The organism is Sphingomonas sp. GlSt437, assembly GCF_048015635.2.
GTDB lineage: Bacteria > Pseudomonadota > Alphaproteobacteria > Sphingomonadales > Sphingomonadaceae > Sphingomonas.
The window spans coordinates 307,257-330,233 of sequence record NZ_JBPGYA010000001.1 but is presented as its reverse complement, the minus strand read 5'-3'; the positions used below and the strand labels follow the sequence as shown (position 1 = coordinate 330,233).

Sequence of the window (22,977 nt, the reverse complement as noted above, 5' to 3'; positions counted from 1 at the left end):
GACGCGCGCCGCCTTGCGCGCTAATCGCATCGCCATGATCAAACACGCCCTTGCCGTCACCCGCGAGCAGAATTTCGCCGAATGGTACCAGACCGTCATTTCGGAAGCCGACATGGCCGAGGAATCGGGCGTGCGCGGCTGCATGGTCATCCGGCCCTGGGGCTATGGCATCTGGGAGCGGATGCAGCGGCTGCTCGACGACCAGATCAAGGCGACGGGGCATGAGAATTGCTATTTCCCGCTGTTCATCCCCTTGTCTTACTTCGAGAAAGAGGCAGAGCATGTCGACGGCTTCGCCAAGGAAATGGCGGTCGTCACGCATCACCGGCTGATCGGTGATGGCAAGGGCGGGCTGATCCCCGACCCCGAAGCCAGGCTGGAAGAGCCGCTGGTCGTGCGGCCGACATCGGAAACCGTGATCGGCACGGCGTTCGCGCGCTGGGTGCAGTCGTGGCGCGACTTGCCGGTGCTGATCAACCAATGGGCCAATGTCGTGCGCTGGGAAATGCGCACGCGGATGTTCCTGCGCACTGCTGAATTCTTGTGGCAGGAAGGCCATACCGCGCACGCGACCGAAGCCGAGGCGCGCGAGGAAACGCTCAAGATGCTCGACGTCTATCGCCGCTTCGCTGAGGAGTGCGTGGCGATGCCGGTGGTGGCGGGCGAAAAACCCGAAAATGAGCGCTTCCCCGGCGCGGTCGCAACCTATTCGATCGAAGCGATGATGCAGGACGGCAAGGCGCTGCAGGCCGGCACTTCGCATTTCCTCGGCACAAACTTCGCGCACGCCCAGAATATCCGCTTCCAAAATGCTGAAGGACAATTGGAATTTGCCCAGACGACGAGCTGGGGTGTCTCGACGCGGATGATCGGCGGGATGATCATGGTGCATGGCGATGACGATGGCCTGCGCGTGCCGCCGCGTCTGGCGCCGTGGCAGATCGTCATCGTGCCGATGCTGCGCGATGCGCCCGAGGATGAGGCGATCATCAGCTATTGCAAGAGCTTGCAAGCCGATCTTGCGGCGCTGTCTGCATTCGGCGAGCCGGTGCGCGCGCTGCTCGATCTGCGTCCCGCCAAGGCCGCCAACAAGCGCTGGGGCTGGGTGAAGAAGGGTGCGCCGGTCGTGATCGAGGTCGGCGGGCGCGATGTCGCCGGCGGCAACGTCTCGGTCATTCGCCGCGACCGGCTGTATCGCGAGGACGGCAAGCTCGATAGCGCGATCGTGGCGCGGGCTGATTTCGTCGGACAAGCGGCGAGTCTGCTCGTCGACATTCAGACCGCGCTGCACGCCGAAGCCAAGGCGAAACTCGACGCCAATATCCGCCGCGACGTGACCGATTTCGCCAGCGTCGAAGCGCATTTCGCCGAGAGCGCGACCAATCCCGGCTGGCTGGAAGTGCAATGGTCTAAGCCCAGCGGCGCCGCGCTCGACGCCGTGGTCGAGAAGATCAAGGCGTTGAAGCTTACGCTGCGCAACGTACCGCTCGACGCCTCGCCGGCGGACGGCGCCTGCGTGTTCACCGGCGCGCCGGCGGTCGAGCGGGTGCTCATCGGCCGCGCTTACTGACATGCGCGTCATCGTTACGGCCGGCGCGAATGGCATAGGGCGAGCGATCGTCGAGCGGTTTGCGGCTGGCGGGGCGCGCGTCGCGTTCTGCGATATCGATGATGCGGCAGGAGTTGCGCTTGCCGCGCAGCTCGGCGAGGCGGTTCGCTTCCTGCCCGCCGATTGCGCCGACATGGCCGCCGTCCGCGCCTTCATGGCCGACGCGTTCGACTGGCTCGGCGGCGTCGATTGCCTGGTCAACAATGCCGGCATTCTCGTCTCCAAAACCATTCTCGACCTGACCGAGGACGAGTTCGACCGAGTGATGGCAGTCAATCTCAAGGCCGCCTTCGTCGCGACGCAGGAAGCCGCGCGGCGGATGATCGCCGATGGGACCAAGGGCTCGATCATCAACATGTCGTCGGTCAATGCTGAGCTCGTGATCCCCAATATCCTAGCCTACAACATCTCCAAGGGCGGCGTCGCGCAGTTGACCCGCAACACAGCAGTCGCGCTTGCCGAGCATGGCATCCGGGTGAACGCGATCGGGCCGGGCACGATCCTGACCGATCTCGTCCGCCAATCGATCTTCACCTCGGACGACGCGCGCCGTGCCGTGATGAGCCGCACCCCGCTCGGCCGCGCCGGCGAGCCCGCCGAAATCGCCGAGATCGCGTGGTTCCTGGCGAGCGATGCGGCGTCCTACATCACCGGCCAGACGATCTTCGCCGATGGCGGGCGGATGGCGCTCAACTACACCGTGCCGGTGCGCGAGTGACCCGATTACCGCACGCGAAGTTGACGAAGTTTACACTACGTCCCCCCTTTGTTGCCCACTTCCGCACCGCCGATGAGGCGAAGCGGGCGGCGATAAGCGGGTATCGGCATGATGGTTCCGGCTGGGTGACGGTTGCGGCATTTTGCCCGCGTCCGGCCGTGTAGGACAGCAAAGGAAGCGCGATGACGATCACCCTCCACGGCATCAAAAATTGCGACACGATGAAGAAAGCGCGCGCCTGGCTGGACGGGCAGGGCGTGGCTTATGCCTTCCACGATTACAAGACCGCCGGCATCGACGCGGCGACGCTGCAGGGCTGGGCAGCCAAGGTTGGGTGGGACAAACTGCTCAACCGCGCCGGCACCACCTTTCGCGGGCTATCCGATGCCGACAAGGCCGATATGGACGAAGCCAAGGCGATCGCGCTGATGGTCGCCAACCCCTCGCTCATCAAGCGCCCGGTGCTGGTGCGCGGCGATGAGGTGCTGATCGGCTTCAAACCCGATCAATACGCCGCATTTTTTGGCTGAGGGTGCTTCAATCGCGCTGGTGCGTTCCCCATGTCGTTGATCGCAACCCTCCGGGAGTATTCACGCATGCCGACCGCCAGCTGGAAAGGCAAAGTCCTCGCTCAGTCCGACGACACCGTCGTCGTCGAAGGCAATTATTATTTCCCCGCCGACTCGCTCGACCTGAGCCTGTTCGAAGACAGCGCGACGACCAGCGTCTGCCCGTGGAAAGGCACGGCGAGCTATAAATCGGTGATCGTCGATGGCGAGCGCAACAAGGATGCCGCCTGGTATTATCCCGATCCCAAGCCCGCCGCCGCCGAAATCAAAGGGCGGTTCGCGTTCTGGAAAGGCGTCGAAGTCAACTGACGCGCTGCCCGTTGCAAAGCCGGCCTGCCTGACGCACCATCGCCGCTGAGGCACAAGTCTCGGGGGAGGGAGCTATGGCGGTACGGGAAAAGGCGCCGGCCTGGTATTGGGTCGCGACCATCATTTTGCTGTTGTGGGCGCTATTGGGTGTCGCGGCCTTTTATGCCCAGATCAGGCTGACCAAGGCCGATATTGACGCGATGCCGGCTTATGATGCCGCGCTGCTGAAGAGCCAGCCATCCTGGCTGGTCTATGATTTCGCGCTGGGGACGATCACTGGGTTGGTCGGCGCGCTGTGCCTCGTTATCCGGTCACAGATCGCGATGCCGCTTTATCTGTTTTCGCTGATCGGCGTCGTCATCCAGTTCGGCTGGGTGCTCGGCGCGACCGACATTATCGCGCATAAGGGGCTGCTGGCGGCGGCCGGCTTTCCGCTGGTGATCTTCGTGATGGCGGTGTTCGGCTACTGGCTGGCGATCGTCGCGCGCGGACGGCGCTGGATCAGCTAGGGGATCAGCTGGCGCCGCCTTCCCAGCGGAACACTTCGTCGACGCGCTTGCCGAACACGGCGGCGATGCGGAACGCGGTTTCGAGCGTGGGCGAGTAGCGGCCTTGCTCGATCGCCGCGATCGTCTGCCGCGTCACGCCGACGCGCGCACCAAGATCGGCCTGGGTCATCTCGCCGGCCAGAAAACGCAGCGTGCGGATGTCGTTACTGATGGGGGGCTTAGCCATGCCAGCCACGCCGGTAGCTGGCGATGATGATCACATGCCGCACTGCTTCTGCCATAACGAGCGCGACGAGCGATGCGTTGATGATCTGCCAGGCGGGCGCGTAAAAGGGCATCACCACGCCCGCCACGATCACACCGACCATCAGCACATAATAGCCGATATTGGCGCTGCGGCGCGCAATCGCCCGGTCGCGCTCGTCGGCGGCGGCTTGTGCTTCGCGATGCGCACCGATCGCGAGAATCGCGGCAACTACGGTCACGATGATCAACTGGGTCAGCGTGACGGCGCCGAACAAGCCGAGCATCTTGAGCAGCGGCGGCGCGCCGTTGCGCGTCGCCGCTGCGAGCAGGCTGAAATAGATGCTGTAAGCGACGACCATCGCGAGCAGCGTGAGCCATGCGATCTTTTCCCGAAATGCCATTGTGCCATCCTGTCGATGTTCGATCTATGCGACTCCATGTAAAATAAAATGAACATTGAGTCAAATATCATTGGCATTGGCGCGCCGCGCTCTGGCGCCGGTGGCGCGGCAACGCTAGGGAACGCGCCATGTCGACCACCTACACGCTCGATACCTCGACCAGCCGCGCCAATCCGACGCCGGCGCCGATGAAGCGGCTGACCGTGCCGGCGATCCGCAAGCGCAAAGGCGCCGAGCCGCTGGTGATGCTGACGGCCTATACGGTGCGGATGGCGCAGATCATGGACCCGCATTGCGATCTGCTGCTGGTGGGCGACAGTCTGGGCCAGGTGATTTACGGCTTGCCGTCGACCGTGCCTGTCACGCTCGAGATGATGGCGGCGCATGGCGCGGCAGTGGTGCGCGGCAGCTATCACGCCGTCGTCATCATCGACATGCCGTTCGGCAGCTATGAAACCTCGCCCGAAGTGGCGTTCCAAAGCGCGGCGTTCCTGCTCAAGGAAACCGGTGCGGCGGGGGTGAAGCTGGAAGGCGGCGCGGCGATGGCGCCGACGGTCCAATTCTTGAGCGAGCGTGGCATTCCGGTGATGGGCCATGTCGGGCTGACTCCGCAGGCGGTCAACATGCTCGGCGGCTATGGCGCGCGGGGCCGTAGCCAGGCGGAAGCCAGCAAGATCATCGATGACGCGCTTGCGATTTCACGCGCCGGCGCGTTTTCAATCGTGGTGGAAGGCGTCGTCGAGCCGATTGCGGTCGAGATCACGCGCAGCATCGATTGCCCGACAATCGGCATCGGCGCCTCGGCGCTGTGCGACGGGCAAGTGCTGGTGGCGGAAGACATGCTCGGCCTGTTCGACCGCACGCCGCGCTTCGTGAAGCGTTATGACGACATGGCTGGCCGTATTTCCGCCGCGGTTCGATCCTATGCCGACGAGGTGAGACGCCGTGCCTTTCCGGGACCTGAGCAGACGTATCAGCCCAAGGATTGAACCCTTTTTTTTCAGGGAAGCCGCCGCTAAGGTCCGCGCCTTTCCCGCCCCCATGGAGCCTGCAGGTCTTGGCCGTTCCGCCGCAATCCAACGAAGCATTTCTGCGCGAAGTCGATGAAGAGCTCCGCCGTGACCAGATGGTCGATCTGTGGCAGCGCTACGGCAAGGTCGGGCTGGGCGCGGTCGGCGGCGGCTTGGCGCTGCTCGCCGGGGTGCTGGGCTGGCAGCAATATCAGCGCAGCGCGGCCGCCACGCAGAACGAGCAGCTGACGCAGGCCTATGAAGCGCTCGGTGCCGGCAAGACGGCGGACGCCGCCAAGCAACTGGCGACCATCAGCAGCTCGGGCAAGCCGATCTATCGCGCGCTGGCGCAATCGACGCAGGCCGATCTCGACTTGCGCGATGGCGCCGCGCCGGGTGGCGCCGCCAAGCTGAAGCAGGCCGCCGCCAAGTTCGCCGCGATCGCCAATGACACATCCGTGCCGCAGCCGCTGCGCGACGCAGCGCTGATCCGCCAGACCTATGCCGAGTTCGACAGCTTGCCGCCCGATGCGGTGATCGCCCGGCTGAAGCCTCTCGCAGTCAAAGGCGGGCCATGGCTGGGCAGCGCCGGCGAGCTGATCGCGATGGCCGAGATCGAGCGCGGCAACCCGGCTGCGGCGCGCGCCATGCTGCAGCAAGTCGCCAGCCAAACCGATGTACCGGATACGATCAAGCAACGCGTCGTTCAGCTGAGCAGCGCGATAGAGAATAACGCGCTGCCGACCAAAGGCGCCGCACCCACCGAGGATCACAAGAAACAATGACAGTATCGGCACGGACTTTGGTGGCGGCCCGGACGCTGATGGCGTTTGCCGCCGCGACGGCGCTTGCCGCTTGCGGCCATCATGGCGGGCGGCATCGCCATACGCCGACGCTGGGCGAGCGCGTGCCAATCCTGGCGTCCGAAAATGCGGTCGATACCGATCGCGGCATTGCCGATATCCAGGTGCTGTTGCCCCCGGCGGCGGTGAATGACAGCTGGACGCAATCGGGCGGTAATGTCGACAAGTCGCTGGGCCATGTCGCGCTGGCGGCCGATCCGTCGCGCATCTGGTCGACGTCGATCCCCGGCACCAGCCCCAAGGCGCGGCTCGGCGCGGCGCCGGTCGTTGCCGATGGCACGCTTTATGTGATGGACGTCGATGCGCGCGTCCACGCGTTCGACGCCACTAGCGGCGAGCGGCACTGGACCGAGGAAATCGCCACCGGCAAGCGCAACCGCGGTGCGCGCTTCGGCGGCGGTGTCAGCTACGACAATGGCAAATTGTTCGCGTCCGACGGGATTGGCGACGTCGTCGCGCTCGATGCCAAGACCGGCAAGCAGCTCTGGCACGTCAAGCCGGGCGGCCCGATGCGCGGCGCGCCATCGGTCGCGTATGGCCAGGTCTATGCGCTGACTCAGGACAACCAGCTCTACGCCCTGTCGCAGGATGACGGTAAGGTGCTGTGGAATGCCTCAGGCTCGCTCGAATCGCAGGGCGTGTTCGGCGTCGCGGCGCCGTCAGCGGCGCGCGGGACCCTGATCGCGGGCTTCTCGTCGGGCGAGCTCAATGCGTTCCGCTACGAAAATGGCCGCACCTTGTGGCAGGATACGCTGTCGCGCTCGGTCACCTCGACCTCGGTGTCGAGCCTGGCGGATGTCGACGCCTCGCCGGTGATCGATGATAACCGGGTGTACGCGATTGGCCAGGGCGGTCGCATGGTCGCGCTCGAGTTGCTGACCGGCCGGCGCGTGTGGGAAGAGAATATCGCCGGCATCTCGACGCCGTGGCTGGCGGGCGAATGGCTGTTCGTGATCACCGACGATGCCAAGCTTATCTGTCTGGCGCGGACCAGCGGCAAGATCCGCTGGATCAGCGATCTTGGCGGCTTCACCAACATGAAGAAGCACAAGGGCAAGCAAGTCACCTGGGTCGGCCCGGTGCTCGCCGGCGGGCGGCTGATCGCGCTCAATTCGGAAGGCCAAGTGGTCAATGTTTCCCCGGCGGACGGTCACATCCTCAGCCGGCAAAAGGGCCATGCGTCCTTCTCGCTGCCGCCGGTCGTCGCCAACAACACGCTGTATCTGCTCGACGATAAGGGGAAGCTGACCGTGTATCGGTGAACTCCTCAGCCCCTCTCCCCTGCTTGCAGGGGAGAGGGTTGCGCAGACTTAGTCTTTGCGCAGCAAAGGCTTAGTCGTAGCTGGGTGAGGGGTAATTCCTCCCCTATCGACGGCGGGAGTCCCCCTCTCCAAGCTCCGCTAAGCGCTGAAGCGCTAAGCTGCGCTATCCTCTCCCGCGAGGGGAGAGGAGTTGGCGCACCTCTAACCACTGGCGGTTTCCCGGCGCGGCGCTAGATAGCGGCGCATGGCAAAGCTCCCCGTGGTGGCGATCGTCGGCCGCCCCAATGTCGGCAAATCGACGCTGTTCAACCGGCTCGTCGGCAAGAAAATCGCGCTGGTCGACGATCAGCCGGGCGTCACGCGCGACCGGCGCGAAGGCGAAGGGCGGCTGTTCGATCTCGATTTCACCGTCGTCGACACCGCCGGCTATGAAGACGACGACGCCGCGACGCTGCCCGGCCGCATGCGCGCGCAGACCGAAGCCGCGATCGCGCAGGCCGATGCGGCGCTGTTCCTGGTCGATGCCCGCGCCGGCATCGTGCCCTTGGATGCCGAGATCGCGCGCTGGCTGCGCGGTTCGTCCACCCCGATCGTGCTCGTCGCCAACAAGGCGGAAGGGCGCAGCGGCGAGGCGGGGTTGATCGAGGCGCTATCGCTCGGGCTCGGCGATGCGGTCGCGGTCTCGGCCGAGCATGGCGAGGGGCTGGCCGACCTTTACGAACTGCTGATGCCGCCGGTCGACGCCGCCCGCGCGCGGATCGATGCCGAGGAAAGCGCTGAGGCGGACGGCGAGGAAGACGATGATAACGCCCCGCTCAAGCTCGCGATCGTCGGCCGGCCGAATGCGGGCAAATCGACGCTGATCAACCGCATCTTGGGCGAGGAGCGCCTGATTACCGGGCCGGAAGCTGGCATCACCCGCGATTCGATCGCGGTCGATTGGGCGTGGACCGATCCCGAGACCGGCGCCGCGCGGCCGGTGCGGCTGATCGACACCGCCGGCATGCGCAAGCGCGCGGCGGTGACCGACAAGCTCGAAAAGCTGTCGGTCGCGGACGCGTTGCGCGCGGTCGATTTCGCCGAAGTCGTCGTGCTGCTGCTCGATGCGACGCGCGGGCTGGAAGTGCAGGATCTGAAGATCGCCGATGCCGTGCTGCGCGAAGGCCGCGCGCTGGTGATCGCGATCAACAAATGGGATGTCGCGGAAGATGCATCCAAGCTGTTCAACGGCATCCGCGCCGCGCTCGACGAGGGGCTCGCGCAAGTGAAAGGCGTGCCGCTGCTCACCGTGTCGGCGGCGACCGGGCGCGGGCTCGATCAGTTGATCGCGGTCGCGTTCAAGACGCGCAGCGCCTGGTCGCGGCGCGTGTCGACCGGCGAGCTCAACCGCTGGTTCGAGCGCGCGATCGCCGCCAATCCGCCGCCCGCCCCCGGCGGCAAGCGCATCAAATTGCGCTATATTACCCAGGCGAAAACGCGACCGCCCGGCTTCGTGCTGTTCGGCAACCGGCTCGACGATCTGCCCGAAAGCTATCAGCGCTACCTCGTCAACGGCATAAGGCGCGATCTGGATTTCGGCGCGGTGCCGGTGCGGCTGACGCTGCGCTCGTCGCGCAATCCGTTCGACCGGTGACGCCAAAGACCCTGGTCGACGCGCGCGGGTTGCGGTGCCCCTGGCCGGCGATCCGCTTGGCGCGCGCGCTGCGCGAGGGCGCGACCGAGGTGGAGATCCTGGCCGACGATCCCGCCGCGCCGGGCGAGCTTGCTGCCGTCGCTGCCCATGCCGGCGCCAGCCTGACCCAGGCCGAGCGCGACGGCGTCGCCTTTTTCGTGGTCAAGACAAAAGCATAACGTCAACCGCTCGTTTACCGGATCGCGCTATGCCGATGCCTGGTGAATAGGGACCATGGAGGCTGAAGGCGTGTCATTCGAGGGCAGCACCTTGATCGATTGGCCGGCGTTCGCGCAGGCGCGGGCCGAATTGGGCGCGGGCTTTGTGCGCATCCTCGGCTATTTCCAGGAAGACGGCATCAAGTCGGTCGCCGCGATCGAGGCGGCGATGCGCTCGGGCAATGCTGCCGCGCTCGTCATCCCCGCGCACACGCTGAAGGGCGAATCGCGCCAGTTCGGTGCCGAGCCGCTCGCGATGGCCGCTGAAACGATCGAGACGATCGCCCGCCAATGCGTCGAAACGCGCGACACGCCCGATGCGGCGCTGCCGCACGTGGTCGGCTTGCGCAAGCTGTTCGACGATACGATGGCGCTGCTCCAGCGCGAAGCCAATCCGCTGGTCGAGCGCCGCCCGGCCGGTGCCTTCGGCCGCCGCCCGCTGTCAGGCTTCGGCCAGGGCTGAACCCAGCAGGCGCTGCGGCCGTCCCCGCGCCAGGCTGCGCCACAGCCACTCGGCGGGGCCGTAGCGGAACCGCGCAAGCCAGGGTTGTGACCAGGCGAGCATCAGCGCCCACACCGCCGCGACCACCAACATCAACTGCCAGCGTTGCAACGCCCCATACCAGCCGAAGCCATAGCCGTAGAACAACGTCGTGCAGATCAGCGACGAGGCGAGGTAATTGCTGAACGCCATCCGCCCCGCCGTCTCCAGCCGCCGGACGAGCCAGCCGCCGCGCCGCGCCAGCAGCACGATCAGGCAGGCCCAGCCGCAGATCATGATCGGTCGCAATGGCGCGCTGGCGCCCAGGGTGGTGAAGGCAATTGTCGCCACATCGAACCCCGATCGCGCCGCCAGCCAGGCGAGCACCGCATAAGCCGCGACGGTGATCGCGAAACAGCCAAGCGCGACCAGGGCATAAGTGCGCGGTCGCCACGCGCCGGTCAGCAAGCCGCTCGACAGCGCGACCATGCCGAGCAACATATAGGCCAGCGTTTCGGCACCTACGGCTGCCAATTCCTGGAACGGCGTCAGCGTGTTCTCGGCCCAGCGATCGGCGAGAATGGTCGGATAATCGCTGCGGTGGATTTTGATGTCCTTGGCGAGCGCGGGCTGGCTCGGCACGCCGAATTCGTCGTTGAAATCGGCGAGACGCTCCTGCGCGCGCCGGTCATGGGGGTGGGCGGCCGCATCCCTTTGGGCTTGCGCGACAACCCTCGGCAGCGAGAGGTATGATGCGGTCTGCATCGTCAGCAGCACCGCCGCGAAGACCAGCTTGAACCGGTTGGATCGCTTGCGCGGCAGAAAGGCAACACTGCCGACGATCGCATAATGATGGAGAATATCCCCCGACCAGACCAACCACAGATGCGCGAGGCCCAACACCAGCAGCCAGAACATCCGCGCATAATGGACGCGCCACGCGCTCTCGCCCGCCGCTTCGGCGCGGTCCGCCACCAGTAGGATCGAGGCGCCGAACAAAAAGCTGAACAGCCCGCGCATCTTGCCGTCGACGAGCACGAAATTGACGACCCACACCGCCAGATTGGCGCCGCTCGCCCCACCCCAGGCGCGCGGATTGTCATAGGCGGCCGGCGGCATGGCAAAGGCGGTGATGTTCATCAGCAGGATGCCGCACACCGCAACGCCGCGCACGACGTCGATGGTGGCGATGCGGCCCGGCTTGGCGGTCACAGCCAGGTCGACATCTGCTCTAGCGGCTTCTTGCGCAGCGCGTGGAGCGGCACGGTCGCATCAGGCGCGGCATGGCCGGCGACGACGATCATCACCGGCTTTTCGGTTGCCGGGCGGCGGCAGACGCGGTTGAGGAACTGCATCGGGTTGGGCGTGTGCGTCAGCGTCGCGATATTGGCGGCATGGAGCGCGGCGAGCAGGAACCCCGTCGCGATGCCGACGCTTTCGTTGATGTAATAATTCTGCTTGTCGTCGCCCGGATCGATGCCGCCGCGCCGCTGCGCGAAAACCAGGATCAGCCAGGGCGCGACCTCGAGATAGCTCTTGTCGGCATCGGTGCCGAGCGGGGCGAGCGCTTCCAGCCATTCGGGGCTTGCCTTGCCGGCATAGAAAGCGCGCTCCTCTATTTCGGCGGCCGCGCGGATTTGCGCCTTGATCGCGGGGTCGGCGATCGCGACGAAATGCCAGGGCTGGTGATTGGCGCCCGAAGGCGCCGTCCCCGCCGCTTCGATTGCGGCTTCGATCACTGCACGCGGCACCGGCGCGTCGCTGAAATAACGGCAGGTGCGGCGCTGGCGCAGGCCGTCGCGGAAGGCAGCGGCGCGAGCGACGCGCTCGTCATCGGGGAGCGAGGGGAGGCCGGGCCAGGGTTGAGCAGGATGGTCGAGCATGGTGCGGTCCTAACCGCCCCACGCCGCCGCGGCCATCCTCATGCGGTGCCGGTTCCCATCAATTTGGGGAAGAATCCCTCATGCGCTGCCCGCAACTCTGCCAGCGTGACGACATGGTCGTCGTCGGGCAGCTCGAAGATCAGGCGATCGAGGATGGTGCGGCCGATGCGTTGGACTTCGATCCCCGCCTTGTCGGCGGCGGTCAGCGTGTCGAGCAGGTGCGCGTCGGCGACGGTCGCGACGTAAAGCCCCTGATCCTCGCCGAACAGCGCGCAGGCAACGCCGCAGGGCAGCGGCGCGTTGAGCATCGCGCCGATATTGCCGGAGAGCGCCATTTCCGCGACCGCGACCGCGACGCCGCCGTCGGACACGTCGTGCACCGCCGTCAGCCAGCCATCATTGATCGCGCGGCGGATGAAGGCGCCGTTGCGGCGTTCGGCCTCGAGATCGACGGGCGGGGGCGGGCCGTCCTTGCGACCATGGATTTCTCGCAGCCAGAGCGACTGGCCGAGATGGCCCATCCGCTCGCCGATCAGCAGGATGACATCGCCGGTGCCTTTGAAGGCGATCGTGGCGGCCTTGCGCCAGTCTTTGATCAGGCCGACACCGCCGATCGCTGGGGTGGGCAGGATCGCCGAGCCGCCACCGGTGGCTTTGCTCTCATTGTAGAGCGACACATTGCCGCTCACGATCGGGAAGTCGAGCGCGTGGCACGCCGCTGCCATGCCTTCGATGCAGCCGACGAATTGCCCCATGATCTCGGGCCGCTGCGGGTTGGCGAAGTTCATGCAGTCGGTCGCAGCAAGCGGCGTCGCGCCGACCGCGGAGATGTTGCGATAGGCCTCAGCGATCGCCTGTTTCCCGCCTTCGACCGGGTCGGCATAGCAATAGCGCGGGGTGCAATCGGTGGTGATGGCGAGCGCCTTCTGCGTACCGTGCACGCGCACCAGTGCTGCATCGCCGCCGGGCGGCTGGATGGTATCGCCGCCGACCTTCTGGTCGTACTGCTCCCAAATCCAGCGCCGGCTGGCGAGATCGGGCGAGGCCATCAGCTTGAGCAGATCGCCGGCGATATCGGTGCATTCGGGCGCGCCGGTCAGCGGCGGGCGCTTGGGGGTCGGCACCCATGGGCGATCATAGACCGGCGCCTCGTCGGCAAGCGGGGCGAGGGGGATATCGGCGACCGTTTCGCCATGGTGGACGAGCACCATCCGCCCCGTATCCGTCACTTCGCCGATCACCGCGAAATCGAGTTCCCATTTGCGGAAGATCGCCTCGGCAAAGGCTTCGCGGCCCGGCTTCAGCACCATCAACATGCGCTCCTGGCTTTCGGAGAGCATCATCTCATACGCCGTCATGCCGGTTTCGCGCTGTGGCACCTTGTCCATATCGAGCCGGATGCCGACGCCGCCCTTCGACGCCATCTCGACGCTGGAGCTCGTCAGCCCGGCCGCGCCCATGTCCTGAATGGCGACGATCGCGTCGGACGCCATCAGTTCCAGACACGCCTCGATCAGCAGCTTTTCGGTGAAGGGGTCGCCGACCTGCACGGTCGGGCGTTTCTCCTCGGCATCCTCGCCGAAATCCGCGCTCGCCATGGTCGCGCCATGGATGCCGTCGCGCCCGGTCTTGGAGCCAACATAGACGATCGGATTGCCGACGCCCGACGCCGCCGAATAGAAAATCTTGTCGGTATCGGCGATGCCGACGGTCATCGCATTGACCAGGATATTGCCGTCATAGGCGGGGTGGAAATTGACCTCGCCCCCTACAGTGGGCACGCCGACGCAATTGCCATAGCCGCCGATGCCGTGGACGACGCCGGCAATCAAATGGCGCATCTTGGGATGATCGGGCCGGCCGAAACGCAGTGCGTTCATGTTGGCGACGGGCCGCGCGCCCATGGTGAACACATCGCGGAGGATGCCGCCCACGCCCGTCGCCGCGCCCTGATAGGGCTCGATGTATGACGGGTGGTTGTGACTCTCCATCTTGAAGATCGCTGCCTGGCCATCACCGATATCGATCACACCCGCATTCTCGCCCGGGCCGCAAATCACTTGCGGGCCGGTGGTCGGCAGCTTTTTCAGGTGGATGCGGCTGGATTTGTAAGAGCAATGCTCGGACCACATGACCGAGAAGATGCCGAGCTCGGTCAGGTTCGGCTCACGGCCGAGCGCGTGCAGGACGCGGGCATATTCCTCTTCGGACAGCCCATGCTGGGCAACGACTTCCGGCGTGATCTGGCTCATGCGCGGGCTTTAGCGAAGCGATTGCGAACTCACCAGTGTGATACGAGCTGCCTTCGCAACGCCCATGCTGAACGGTAACGGAAAATTACAATCCACCCTCTCGGTAAATCGATATGGCGCTAGCAATCAGGCCACAGACGGTTCCAACGGCGCCGACAATCCGTACGCGGTTTGGATTGCTCAAGAACGGGTAAGCTTGGTAAGTGCGCTGCTCTTCAAAGAACAAGTCGTCGCCCGCTTGGACGCGATCCTTGATCCGCTGAACGTGACGGTGTGGCCACAGCAGCATGACCAAGCACGGCAGGGTCAGCAAAACCAAGTAGATCCACATTTCGCGTTCCCTAGCCTCGGGGATCACAAACCCAAAATAGACTGCCTGGCCGGCGCTTACCCTCTCTGAGCCGAACCGGCTAGCCAGTTCGCCACTTTTGCCCCCGCCCAAGCGCCTGCGAGCTGCGCCGCGATAAACCCCGGCGCATCGACCGGGCGGATGCCCGAGAAGCTGTCGGTCAGCGCGCGGGCGAGGGTGATCGCCGGGTTGGCGAAGCTGGTCGAGGAGGTGAACCAATAGCCCGCGACGATCCACAGCGCGACGAGCGCGGGCACGGCTTCTGGTTTCGCGCGGCTGCCGGCGACGATGGTGAAGAGCAGGCCGAAGGTCGCGGCGAATTCGCCGAGCCATTGGCCGCTGCCGGTGCGCGCCTTGGTGCCGATTTCAATCAAGGGCATGTCGAACATACCATGCGCCAGTAGGACGCCGGCAAACCCGCCGGCCAGTTGCGCGAGGATCATTGGCAGCCAAACCCGGCGCGGGCTGAGCATCAACGTGACCGCCGGGTTGAACTGAGCGCCCGATATCGGCCCGAGCACTGTGATCAGCACATAAAGGACCGCGCCGGTCGCCGCAGTATTCCCGATCAGCGCGACCGCGACATTCCCGCCGGCCAAGCGCTCGGCCATGATGCCCGAACCGATGACCGTCGCGAACAGGATCAGCGATCCCAGCGCTTCTGCCGCCAGCGCGCGGCGCGATACACCTTTCACAGAATTTCGTGGACCGTCTCGGGCGGACGGCAGAGCCGCACGCCCTTGTCGGTTTCCACCAGCGGCCGCTGGATCAGGATCGGGTGCGCCATCATCGCGTCGAGGATCGTCGCTTCGTCGGCGTCCTTCAGGCCCAGCTCGGCGACCAGCTCGGCCGCGGGGGAGTTGGTCGTGCGCATGCCCTGCCGGTGCGTCAGCCCTGCGTCGCGGTGGAGCTGGATCAGCTTTTCCCGCGTCGGTGGGTTTTTCAGATACTCGATGACGGTCAGCTCGATACCGGGCGTGTCGTTCAGGATGGCGAGGGTGCCACGCGAGGTGCCGCATGCCGGGTTATGCCAGATCGTCGCTTTCACGAAGCGCACCCGCAAGCTGATGTGCTGGTCAGCGCGTCGATTGTCGCCGATGTTCCGTAAACGGTCGATGCGCCGTGCGTCAGGAAGGTTTCCCAGACCACGCCCTGAGGGTCGGTGACCCAGCTTTTCTCCGATTTGGCGTAGCAGCAGGTGGTGGAGCCCTCCTCCACGACAGGCGCGTCGGCCTTGGCGATCCGACCATAGACTTCGGCAAGCTCGGCCTGATCTTCCACCTGAATGCCGAGATGTTCGACGTCGGCCTTCCCGCCGCGCGCCGAGATGGCGAAGTTGACGCGGGGATCATCGAGCATCCACTTGGCATAGTCGGGCTTCAGCACGCCTGGCGTCGCCGCGAACAGGCTTGAATAAAAGGCAACCGAACGATCAAGATCATCGACCGCAACATGGACGTGTAACCGCTTCATGCGACGTTCCTTTCAGTCAGGGCAGTGGCACTGGAACAGTCGCCGCCACCGCAGCAATTTTCGGTGAGATAGCCGACCAGCGCATTCATCGCGGTGAAGTCGGCGGCGTAGATGATCGATCGGCCCGCGCGGGTCGGTCGGATCAGGCCGGCGCGCTCCAGCTGCGCGAGGTGGAAAGAAAGCGAGGAGGGCGGCAGCCCGAGCCGCAGCGCGATTTCTCCTGCCGCAAGCCCTGCTGGCCCGGCAGCGACCAGCGCCCGGAATGCCGCCAGCCGATGCGCCTGCGCGAGCGCCGAAAGTGCGGCAACGATGTCGTCTGACTGATTCATTTCGATATTTCGAATAATATCGAAACGACTGTCCGTCAACCCCGCGACGTTAGCCGCGTGCCGTCCGGGTCGATGCCAGCCACCACGCGATCACCGCCAGCAGCGTGTAGGCGAACAGGCCGAGGAACGCCTGCGACACCGGCACCGGATCGACGATCGTGTCGGGCTGGGGGCCGAACCAGTTGAACGCCTGCAGCGCCGCCATCGCAATGCCGAGCACCCAGGGCGCCCAGCGTCCCGCCCGGCTCGTCAGCCGCGTGCGGCGCAGATACCAGGCAAACCCGCCATAAGCGAAGAACAGCTCGAGCGGCATTTCGATGAGTGGATGGTTCCACAGCCCCAGCCCGAATTTGGGCGCGCTGCCCCATAGCGTCAGGTCAGGCGCGTGGACGAGCAGATCGATCACCCAATGCGACACGACGATGATCGCGCCGATCAACGCCGCCTCGCGGTTGCGATAGGCGAACCACAGCACGCCCGCGAACGCCGCTGCCCACACCAGCGTGCCGAGCAGGCTGTGGGTGTAGGGCATCGAATAAAGGTCCATCGGGTTCATCGCGGTCGTGCCCGGCACCAGCCGCAGATGCTCCAACCCAAGCGCGACGAACGCAAAGAAGCCGAAGTCGATCAGCTGCGCGGCGACGAACAGCCAACCGAGCCTGGGCGCACGCGGCCGCGTTGCCGCGACGAAGGCGGGACCGTAGTGACCGATGAACATGGTGCTTTTCCTCTCCGCGCTAGCGGCTTCCCCGGCGAAGGCCGGGGCCCAGCCGCCGTCGGCTGGTGGCGGGGCGATCCGCTGGCGTCGACCGGCGGTGCAGTTGGGCCCCGGCCTTCGCCGGGGAAGCGGTGGGGGATGAGGTGCGCTTGATCAGTGCCGCCAGCATCAGTGCGCCTCGGCTGGTGCAGGCGCCGGCGCGTCGGCGGTGGCGCCGGTCTTCAGTTCGATGAAGCGATAGACATCGGCCGCGCTCTGGTCAGGGCGTTCCTCCATCGGGACGTGGCCGGTCTTGGGATAGATGATGAGCTGGCTGCCGGGGATGTTGTCGGCAAAGAAATGCGCGCTGCGCACCGGGATCAGTGCGTCGTTCTCGCCCCACAGGATCAGCGTCGGCACCTTGATCGTCTTGAGCTTGGCCGGATCGGCGGGGTCGGGCGTGCCGGCGAAGCGGTCGATGGTCGCTTGGCGATTGCCGGGATAGCGCAGCAGCTCCCAATAGCGATCGACCATCGCCGGCGTGACCAGCGACTTGTCGTAAAAGGCATCCTTGATCGTGTTTTCGAGCAGCGGCCGCGGCGTGATGTACGCGGTCAGCTCGCGCAGCACCGGCGTGCGGGCAATGCGGAAAGCGAGCGGCGGCTGATAATCGGGCGCCGGCGGCTGGCCCGCGGCATCGACCAGGATGAGCCCGGCGAGATGCTCGGGATGGGCGAGCGTATACGTCCAGGCGACGCCGCCACCCATCGAATTCCCCGCAAGCACGATATGATCGACGTTGAGCGCGGCGCGTACTTGCTCGACCACTTCGGCAAAGGCGCCGGCGCTATATTCGCGGCGCGGGCTGGGGCCGGTCAAACCATGGCCGGGCAGATCAAAGCGGATGACGCGATAGCGCGTGCCGAGCCGCCGCGCCCAGGGCTCCCATGTCTGGAGCGAGGCGTTCGAGCCATGCACCAGCATCACGACCTGGCCGTCGCGCGGGCCGGTATCCAGCAGATGGACCGTCAGCCCACCGCCGAGATTGACGAACTGCGAGGGCGGGGCGCCGTACTTGGCGCGCATCTGCCCGGCATCGGTGTCGGGCGTGCGGAAATACAGGAACGCGCCACCCAACGCGACGACGATAACCAGCAGCAAAAAGCTGAAGAACCTACCCATGCGATTTCCCCCCATTCCACATCGTCATGCCAGCGAAAGCCGGCATTGCTCGCCGTTATACTCCCGATAACGCGGCGGCCCCAGTGTTGCTGGGGCGACGGCTCATAATGACGTCAATCCTCCTGCCGCGCCAGCCACGCCTCCAGCCATTTGATCGTATAATCGCCGCGCTGAAATTCGGGATCGTCGAGCAGTGCCTGGTGGAGCGGGATCGTCGTCTTCATCCCGTCAATCACATATTCCTCCAGCGCCCGGCGCAAGCGGCGCAGCGCGCCCTCGCGGCTATGGCCCCAGACGATCAGCTTGGCGATCATCGAGTCGTAATAAGGCGGTACCTTATAGCCATCATACAGCCCCGAATCGACGCGGACGTTGAGCCCGCCCGGCGCGTGATAGGCCTTCACCAGCCCCGGCGAGGGCGCGAAGGTGCGCGGGTCCTCGGCATTGATGCGGCATTCGATGGCGTGGCCGCGAAACTCGACATCCTCCTGGCGCAACGTCAGCGGATGGCCCTCGGCGATGCGGATCTGCTCGCGGACGAGGTCGAGCCCGGTAATCGCTTCGGTCACCGGATGCTCGACCTGGAGGCGGGTGTTCATCTCGATGAAGTAGAATTCACCGTCTTCCCACAGAAACTCGATCGTGCCGGCGCCGCGATAGCCCATATCGGCCATCGCCTTGGCGACGATGCCGCCCATCCGGTCGCGCTCTTCGGGCGACAGGACCGGGGAGGGGGCTTCCTCCAGCACTTTCTGGTGGCGGCGCTGGAGCGAGCAGTCGCGCTCGCCGAGATGGATCGCATTGCCATTGCCGTCGCCAAACACCTGAAATTCGATATGGCGCGGGTTGCCGAGATATTTCTCCATATAGACGGTCGCGTCGCCAAACGCCGCCTTGGCTTCGCTGCCCGCCTGCGCCATCAGGCTTTCGAGTTGGCTGTCCTCGGGCACCACCTTCATGCCGCGTCCGCCGCCGCCGGATGCGGCCTTGATGAGGACGGGATAGCCAATCTCGGCTGCCAGCTTCTTTGCGGCCGCGACATCGCTGATCGCGCCTGCCGAGCCCGGCACCAACGGCAAGCCGAGCGCGCCGGCGGTGCGCTTGGCTTCGACCTTGTCGCCCATCACGCGGATATGCTCGGGCTTGGGTCCAACGAAAATGATACCGTGCGCCTCGACGATCTCGGCGAATTTGGCGTTCTCGCTCAAAAAGCCATAGCCGGGGTGGATCGCATCGGCGCCCGAGATTTCGGCGGCGGAAATGATGTTGGGGATGTTGAGATAGCTGTCGGTCGCCGCTGGCGGCCCGATGCAGATCGCCTGATCCGCCAGACGGACATGCATCGCATCGGTATCGGCGGTGGAGTGCACCGCGACGGTCTCGATGCCCATTTCGTGGCACGCACGATGGATGCGCAGCGCGATCTCGCCGCGATTGGCGATCAGCAGCTTTTTGATTTGCGGCATGCGCTTACTCGACGACGACGAGCGGCTGGTCGAACTCGACCGGCTGGCCATTGTCGATCAGGATCGCTTTCACCGTGCCGGCGCCGGGCGCGGTGATCGGGTTCATCACTTTCATCGCCTCGATGATCAGCAAGGTCTGGCCCGCTTTCACCGCTTGGCCGACCGAGACGAATGGCTCGGCGCCGGGCTCGGGCGTGAGATAGGCAGTGCCGACCATCGGCGACTTGATCGCATTGGCGGCGGGGGTGGCGGCTGGCGCGGCTGGTGCTGCAACCGCCGCGGGCGCCGACATTGCCGGCGCCAGCGCCGGCGCGTCGACCGGACCCGTGGCACGCAGTGCGGTTACCAGGCTCAATAGATTGTCAGTGTCCTCGCCTTGGCGTGCTACTCGCACCCGGCGATCACCATCCTCGACCTCGATCTCGTTCAGGTCGGAGGTTTTAAGCAATTCGGCGAGTTGGCGGACCAGGTCGATATCGACCCGCATGCCGCTCGCGCTGTTATCTTCTGCCATGGCGGTTGTTTTCATCCCTGTTGATCGCGCGTCCTGTCAGATGCGTGCGGCCGCTTCAAGCGCTAGCAGGTAGGACAGCGCGCCGAACCCCGCAATCGTTCCGCGCGCGACCGGGCTGACATGGCTCTTGTGGCGGAAGCTTTCGCGCGCGTGCGGGTTGGAGAGGTGGACCTCGATCACCGGCGTCACGATCGCCTTCACCGCATCGCGCAGCGCGATCGAGGTGTGGGTGAAGCCGCCGGGATTGAGGATCACCGCCTTGGCCTCGGTCGCCTGCGCTTCGTGGAGCCAGTCGATCAGATGGCCTTCATGGTTCGACTGGCGCAAATCGACCGCCAGCCCCAGCACCCGGCCGCGATCCTCGAGCATGCCGGCGATGTCGTCGAGCGTGTCGGCCCCATAGATTTCGGGCTCGCGTAAGCCGAGCAGATTGAGGTTGGGGCCATTCAAGACGAAGATGGTGTCGGTCACATCGGCTTTCCGGTTGAAGCGGTTCGTCAGGGGCTCCTATATGCGGCCAGCCCCGATCTGCCAAACATCCGCCCGAAAGAGGCCGACCGCCGTCATGTCCATCGACCACAACATCTCCGTCCGCATCAATGGCGAGCATCGCCGCATCGCCGCCGGCTTGAGCATTGCCGAACTCGCGAACGAGCTGGGGCTGGTGCCGGAGAAGGTCGCGGTCGAGCGCAACCTGGAGATCGTGCCGCGCTCGACGCTGGCGCAGGTGCTGGTCGAGGATGGCGACGAGCTGGAGATCGTCCACTTCGTCGGCGGCGGCGATCATGGCGCGGCGCTGGCGGATGACAGCTGGAGCGTTGCGGGCAAGACCTTCCGCTCGCGGCTGATCGTCGGCACCGGCAAATATAAGGATTTTGCGCAGAATGCGGCGGCGGTGGCAGCATCGGGGGCGGAGATCGTCACCGTCGCGGTGCGGCGAGTCAACATCAGCGATCCCAAGGCGCCGATGCTGACCGATTTCATCGACCCCAAAAAGGTCACTTACCTCCCGAACACCGCCGGCTGCTTCACCGCCGACGACGCGATCCGCACGCTGCGGCTGGCGCGCGAGGCGGGGGGCTGGGATCTGGTCAAGCTCGAAGTACTGGGCGAAGCGAAGACGCTCTACCCCGATATGCGCGAGACGCTGAAAGCGACCGAGGTGCTGGTGCGCGAAGGCTTCAAGCCGATGGTCTATTGTACCGACGATCCGATCGCCGCGAAACAGCTGGAAGAAGCCGGCGCGGTCGCGATCATGCCGTTGGGCGCGCCGATCGGCTCCGGGCTCGGCATCCAGAACCGGGTGACGATCCGGCTGATTGTGGAGGGTGCCAAGGTGCCGGTGCTGGTCGATGCCGGGGTCGGCACCGCATCGGATGCGGCGGTCGCGATGGAGCTGGGTTGTGACGGCGTGCTGATGAACACCGCGATCGCCGAGGCCAAGGACCCGATCATGATGGCAGCCGCGATGAAAGCGGCGGTGGAGGCGGGGCGCTTGGCCTATCGCGCCGGGCGGATGGGCCAGCGCCGCTACGCCGATCCGTCGAGCCCGCTGGCGGGGTTGATCTAGCGCTGCGGGCGGAGTCCCAATAATTCCGTCATGCCGGACTTGTTCCGGCATCCACCGTGCCGCGCGGACGGGCGTGGATGGTAAGGGCATTACCCCGCCGCATGGTGGACCCCGGCACAAGGCCGGGGTGACGATGGATTTGGGTGTAACCAAAGACTTACAGACGGCGTAGGCTGGGTTGAGGAGACCGCCATGCGTTTTGCCGCCAGCCCGATTGCCTTTACTGCCCTGATGCTTGCCGCCTGCCAGCAAGGCGTCGCCGCCAACCAATCGGCGCCGGCGGCCGCATCAACCACCGCTGATGCTGGGACCACGCAGGATGTAACGCTCACCGCCGCCGACGGCACGCAAGTCTTCGGCACTTATTACCGCGCCGCCAAGCCCAAAGCGCTGATCCTGCTCTTCCATCAAGCGGGATCGAGCCGGCACGAATATGACTCTATCGCCCCCAAGCTCGCCGCCGAAGGCTATGACGCGCTCGCGATCGATCAGCGCTCGGGCGGCACGCTCTATGGGCCCAACGCCACGGTCGATCACCTCGGACGCAGCGCCGATTATCAGGCGGCTGAGGCCGATCTTCAGGCCGCGCTCGATTGGGCCGGCAAGCAAGGCCGGCCGGTGATCCTGTGGGGCAGCAGCTATTCCGCTGCGCTGGTGTTCCGGGTTGCGGCTGCCAATCCGGGCAAGGTCGCTGCCGTGCTGGCGTTTTCGCCGGGCGAGTATCTCTGGTCGCCCAACCTGGTTCATGAAGCCGCCGCCAAGCTGACGGTGCCGGTATTCGTCACCTCAGCCAAGGATGCCGACGAAATTGGCGCGGCCAGGAGCATCCTTGCCGCGGTGCCGGGGCAGACCAAGGTCCAATTCGTGCCTGCCACCGCCGGCATCCATGGCGCCTCTTCGCTGCGCAGTGACCGCAATGCGGCTGGCGCGGCCGATTATTGGACGGCAGTCGACGCGTTTCTCCACCGGGTCGCCCCGTAAATTCGCGCTCAGCGCTCAAGCGTTGTTAGCGAGCGACGAACCGCGCAACGCCCGAGCCGATCGCCCGTTGAGTAGGCCACGCGCCCGGCATCCCCCCTTCGCCGGGCGCGACCAGACAGAAGGAATTTTTGACATGGGCGAACTGACCGACAAGATCAAAGGCACCGTCAACGATGTCATCGGCAAGGCCAAGCAGGAAAGCCGCGACCCGGAAACGCGCGCCGAAGGCCTGGGCCAAGAGCTCAAGGGCAAGGCGCAGAAGGCGGTCGGCGACATCAAGGGCGCGATCAACCGCCTGTAATCGCCATTCAGGTCCTCGTGTGGCGTAGCGAGGAAAGGGCCGTCTCGGTGAAAGCCGGGGCGGCCCGGATGTTTTTTTGGGGGGAGCATCGGCCCTTCCGTCACCCCGGGCTT

29 protein-coding genes are annotated in these 22,977 nt (G+C 65.4%); 15 read left to right on the top strand and 14 right to left on the bottom strand.

Annotated elements, in window-relative coordinates; all coding sequences use genetic code 11:
• Positions 1 to 34: 34 nt before the first annotated feature.
• From ACLB0R_RS01765 to ACLB0R_RS01745, 5 genes are all read left to right on the top strand, one after another.
• On the top strand, positions 35 to 1,570 hold the full coding sequence (locus ACLB0R_RS01765; RefSeq protein ID WP_416641602.1) for an aminoacyl--tRNA ligase-related protein: 1,536 nt from the start codon (positions 35 to 37) through the stop codon (positions 1,568 to 1,570).
• Between the two features lies 1 nt (position 1,571).
• Positions 1,572 to 2,327 carry an SDR family NAD(P)-dependent oxidoreductase gene (locus ACLB0R_RS01760; RefSeq protein ID WP_416641601.1) on the top strand — a complete coding sequence of 252 codons (756 nt, stop codon included), beginning with the start codon at positions 1,572 to 1,574 and terminating at the stop codon, positions 2,325 to 2,327.
• A gap of 182 nt (positions 2,328 to 2,509) precedes the next feature.
• Positions 2,510 to 2,857: an ArsC family reductase gene (locus ACLB0R_RS01755; RefSeq protein ID WP_416641599.1), complete on the top strand. Its 348-nt coding sequence runs from the start codon at positions 2,510 to 2,512 to the stop codon at positions 2,855 to 2,857.
• Between the two features lie 66 nt (positions 2,858 to 2,923).
• Positions 2,924 to 3,205, top strand: coding sequence for a DUF427 domain-containing protein (locus tag ACLB0R_RS01750; protein WP_416641598.1), 282 nt, complete (start codon positions 2,924 to 2,926; stop codon positions 3,203 to 3,205).
• A 74-nt stretch (positions 3,206 to 3,279) separates the two neighbouring features.
• A complete protein-coding gene (locus tag ACLB0R_RS01745; protein ID WP_416641597.1) occupies positions 3,280 to 3,714 on the top strand; it encodes a hypothetical protein in 435 nt (144 codons plus the stop codon).
• 4 nt (positions 3,715 to 3,718) lie between these two features.
• On the opposite strand, the gene ACLB0R_RS01740 is transcribed toward ACLB0R_RS01745, so the two are convergent.
• Both ACLB0R_RS01740 and ACLB0R_RS01735 read right to left on the bottom strand, forming a co-directional pair.
• On the bottom strand, positions 3,719 to 3,940 hold the full coding sequence (locus ACLB0R_RS01740) for a helix-turn-helix transcriptional regulator (protein ID WP_416641596.1): 222 nt from the start codon (positions 3,938 to 3,940) through the stop codon (positions 3,719 to 3,721).
• Positions 3,933 to 4,361 carry a hypothetical protein gene (locus ACLB0R_RS01735; protein WP_416641594.1) on the bottom strand — a complete coding sequence of 143 codons (429 nt, stop codon included), beginning with the start codon at positions 4,359 to 4,361 and terminating at the stop codon, positions 3,933 to 3,935. Before ACLB0R_RS01735 ends, ACLB0R_RS01740 begins: the two co-directional genes overlap by 8 nt.
• Positions 4,362 to 4,489: 128 nt before the next feature.
• On the opposite strand from ACLB0R_RS01735, the gene panB reads away from it, so the two are divergent.
• From panB to ACLB0R_RS01705, 6 genes are all read left to right on the top strand, one after another.
• Entirely contained in the window at positions 4,490 to 5,350 is an 861-nt protein-coding gene (panB, locus tag ACLB0R_RS01730; protein ID WP_416641593.1) for a 3-methyl-2-oxobutanoate hydroxymethyltransferase, read from the top strand.
• 68 nt (positions 5,351 to 5,418) lie between these two features.
• Positions 5,419 to 6,156, top strand: a complete 738-nt coding sequence (locus ACLB0R_RS01725) for a tetratricopeptide repeat protein (RefSeq protein ID WP_416641592.1) — start codon at positions 5,419 to 5,421, stop codon at positions 6,154 to 6,156.
• On the top strand, positions 6,153 to 7,496 hold the full coding sequence (locus ACLB0R_RS01720) for a PQQ-binding-like beta-propeller repeat protein (protein WP_416641590.1): 1,344 nt from the start codon (positions 6,153 to 6,155) through the stop codon (positions 7,494 to 7,496). The genes ACLB0R_RS01725 and ACLB0R_RS01720 overlap by 4 nt, the downstream gene beginning before the upstream one ends.
• Before the next feature lie 244 nt (positions 7,497 to 7,740).
• A complete protein-coding gene (gene der / locus ACLB0R_RS01715) occupies positions 7,741 to 9,129 on the top strand; it encodes a ribosome biogenesis GTPase Der (RefSeq protein WP_416641588.1) in 1,389 nt (462 codons plus the stop codon).
• Positions 9,126 to 9,347, top strand: a complete 222-nt coding sequence (locus tag ACLB0R_RS01710) for a sulfurtransferase TusA family protein (RefSeq protein ID WP_416641587.1) — start codon at positions 9,126 to 9,128, stop codon at positions 9,345 to 9,347. Before der ends, ACLB0R_RS01710 begins: the two co-directional genes overlap by 4 nt.
• A gap of 55 nt (positions 9,348 to 9,402) precedes the next feature.
• The gene (locus ACLB0R_RS01705; protein ID WP_434953680.1) at positions 9,403 to 9,849 is read left to right on the top strand and encodes an Hpt domain-containing protein; all 447 of its coding nucleotides are present in this window, start codon (positions 9,403 to 9,405) and stop codon (positions 9,847 to 9,849) included.
• On the opposite strand, the gene ACLB0R_RS01700 is transcribed toward ACLB0R_RS01705, so the two are convergent.
• From ACLB0R_RS01700 to purL, 3 genes are read right to left on the bottom strand one after another with little or no spacing between them, the layout of a single operon-like run.
• Entirely contained in the window at positions 9,829 to 11,079 is a 1,251-nt protein-coding gene (locus ACLB0R_RS01700; protein ID WP_416641583.1) for a DUF418 domain-containing protein, read from the bottom strand. The genes ACLB0R_RS01705 and ACLB0R_RS01700 overlap by 21 nt on opposite strands.
• Positions 11,076 to 11,750 carry a nitroreductase family protein gene (locus ACLB0R_RS01695; protein ID WP_416641582.1) on the bottom strand — a complete coding sequence of 225 codons (675 nt, stop codon included), beginning with the start codon at positions 11,748 to 11,750 and terminating at the stop codon, positions 11,076 to 11,078. The genes ACLB0R_RS01700 and ACLB0R_RS01695 overlap by 4 nt, the downstream gene beginning before the upstream one ends.
• 38 nt (positions 11,751 to 11,788) lie before the next feature.
• Positions 11,789 to 14,002: a phosphoribosylformylglycinamidine synthase subunit PurL gene (gene purL / locus ACLB0R_RS01690; protein WP_416641581.1), complete on the bottom strand. Its 2,214-nt coding sequence runs from the start codon at positions 14,000 to 14,002 to the stop codon at positions 11,789 to 11,791.
• A gap of 64 nt (positions 14,003 to 14,066) precedes the next feature.
• Between purL and ACLB0R_RS01685 the strand changes: the two genes are divergently transcribed.
• Positions 14,067 to 14,402 (top strand): hypothetical protein, encoded by a 336-nt coding sequence (locus ACLB0R_RS01685; protein ID WP_416641579.1) that lies wholly within the window; start codon positions 14,067 to 14,069, stop codon positions 14,400 to 14,402.
• Here ACLB0R_RS01685 and ACLB0R_RS01680 read toward each other — a convergent pair.
• From ACLB0R_RS01680 to aroQ, 9 genes are all read right to left on the bottom strand, one after another.
• Positions 14,390 to 15,046 (bottom strand): aquaporin, encoded by a 657-nt coding sequence (locus ACLB0R_RS01680; RefSeq protein ID WP_416641578.1) that lies wholly within the window; start codon positions 15,044 to 15,046, stop codon positions 14,390 to 14,392. The two genes, ACLB0R_RS01685 and ACLB0R_RS01680, sit on opposite strands and share 13 nt — an antisense overlap.
• Positions 15,043 to 15,399 (bottom strand): arsenate reductase (glutaredoxin), encoded by a 357-nt coding sequence (gene arsC, locus ACLB0R_RS01675; RefSeq protein WP_416641576.1) that lies wholly within the window; start codon positions 15,397 to 15,399, stop codon positions 15,043 to 15,045. Before arsC ends, ACLB0R_RS01680 begins: the two co-directional genes overlap by 4 nt.
• On the bottom strand, positions 15,396 to 15,824 hold the full coding sequence (locus tag ACLB0R_RS01670) for an ArsI/CadI family heavy metal resistance metalloenzyme (protein WP_416641574.1): 429 nt from the start codon (positions 15,822 to 15,824) through the stop codon (positions 15,396 to 15,398). Before ACLB0R_RS01670 ends, arsC begins: the two co-directional genes overlap by 4 nt.
• Complete coding sequence (locus ACLB0R_RS01665; RefSeq protein ID WP_416641572.1) at positions 15,821 to 16,153, bottom strand: ArsR/SmtB family transcription factor; 333 nt, start codon at positions 16,151 to 16,153, stop codon at positions 15,821 to 15,823. Before ACLB0R_RS01665 ends, ACLB0R_RS01670 begins: the two co-directional genes overlap by 4 nt.
• Before the next feature lie 49 nt (positions 16,154 to 16,202).
• A complete protein-coding gene (locus ACLB0R_RS01660; protein ID WP_416641571.1) occupies positions 16,203 to 16,871 on the bottom strand; it encodes a hypothetical protein in 669 nt (222 codons plus the stop codon).
• Positions 16,872 to 17,039: 168 nt separating this feature from the next.
• Entirely contained in the window at positions 17,040 to 18,032 is a 993-nt protein-coding gene (locus ACLB0R_RS01655; RefSeq protein WP_416641569.1) for an alpha/beta fold hydrolase, read from the bottom strand.
• 113 nt (positions 18,033 to 18,145) lie between these two features.
• Positions 18,146 to 19,498, bottom strand: a complete 1,353-nt coding sequence (gene accC / locus ACLB0R_RS01650) for an acetyl-CoA carboxylase biotin carboxylase subunit (RefSeq protein WP_416641568.1) — start codon at positions 19,496 to 19,498, stop codon at positions 18,146 to 18,148.
• Between the two features lie 4 nt (positions 19,499 to 19,502).
• Complete coding sequence (gene accB / locus ACLB0R_RS01645; RefSeq protein WP_416641566.1) at positions 19,503 to 20,012, bottom strand: acetyl-CoA carboxylase biotin carboxyl carrier protein; 510 nt, start codon at positions 20,010 to 20,012, stop codon at positions 19,503 to 19,505.
• Between the two features lie 36 nt (positions 20,013 to 20,048).
• Positions 20,049 to 20,483, bottom strand: coding sequence for a type II 3-dehydroquinate dehydratase (aroQ, locus tag ACLB0R_RS01640; RefSeq protein WP_416641564.1), 435 nt, complete (start codon positions 20,481 to 20,483; stop codon positions 20,049 to 20,051).
• Positions 20,484 to 20,577: 94 nt separating this feature from the next.
• Here aroQ and thiS point away from each other — a divergent pair, with 94 nt between their 5' ends.
• From thiS to ACLB0R_RS01625, 3 genes are all read left to right on the top strand, one after another.
• The gene (gene thiS, locus ACLB0R_RS01635; RefSeq protein ID WP_416641562.1) at positions 20,578 to 21,582 is read left to right on the top strand and encodes a sulfur carrier protein ThiS; all 1,005 of its coding nucleotides are present in this window, start codon (positions 20,578 to 20,580) and stop codon (positions 21,580 to 21,582) included.
• 192 nt (positions 21,583 to 21,774) lie between these two features.
• The gene (locus ACLB0R_RS01630) at positions 21,775 to 22,563 is read left to right on the top strand and encodes an alpha/beta hydrolase (RefSeq protein ID WP_416641561.1); all 789 of its coding nucleotides are present in this window, start codon (positions 21,775 to 21,777) and stop codon (positions 22,561 to 22,563) included.
• Between the two features lie 133 nt (positions 22,564 to 22,696).
• The gene (locus tag ACLB0R_RS01625) at positions 22,697 to 22,864 is read left to right on the top strand and encodes a CsbD family protein (RefSeq protein ID WP_416641559.1); all 168 of its coding nucleotides are present in this window, start codon (positions 22,697 to 22,699) and stop codon (positions 22,862 to 22,864) included.
• The last annotated feature ends 113 nt before the right edge of the window (positions 22,865 to 22,977 follow it).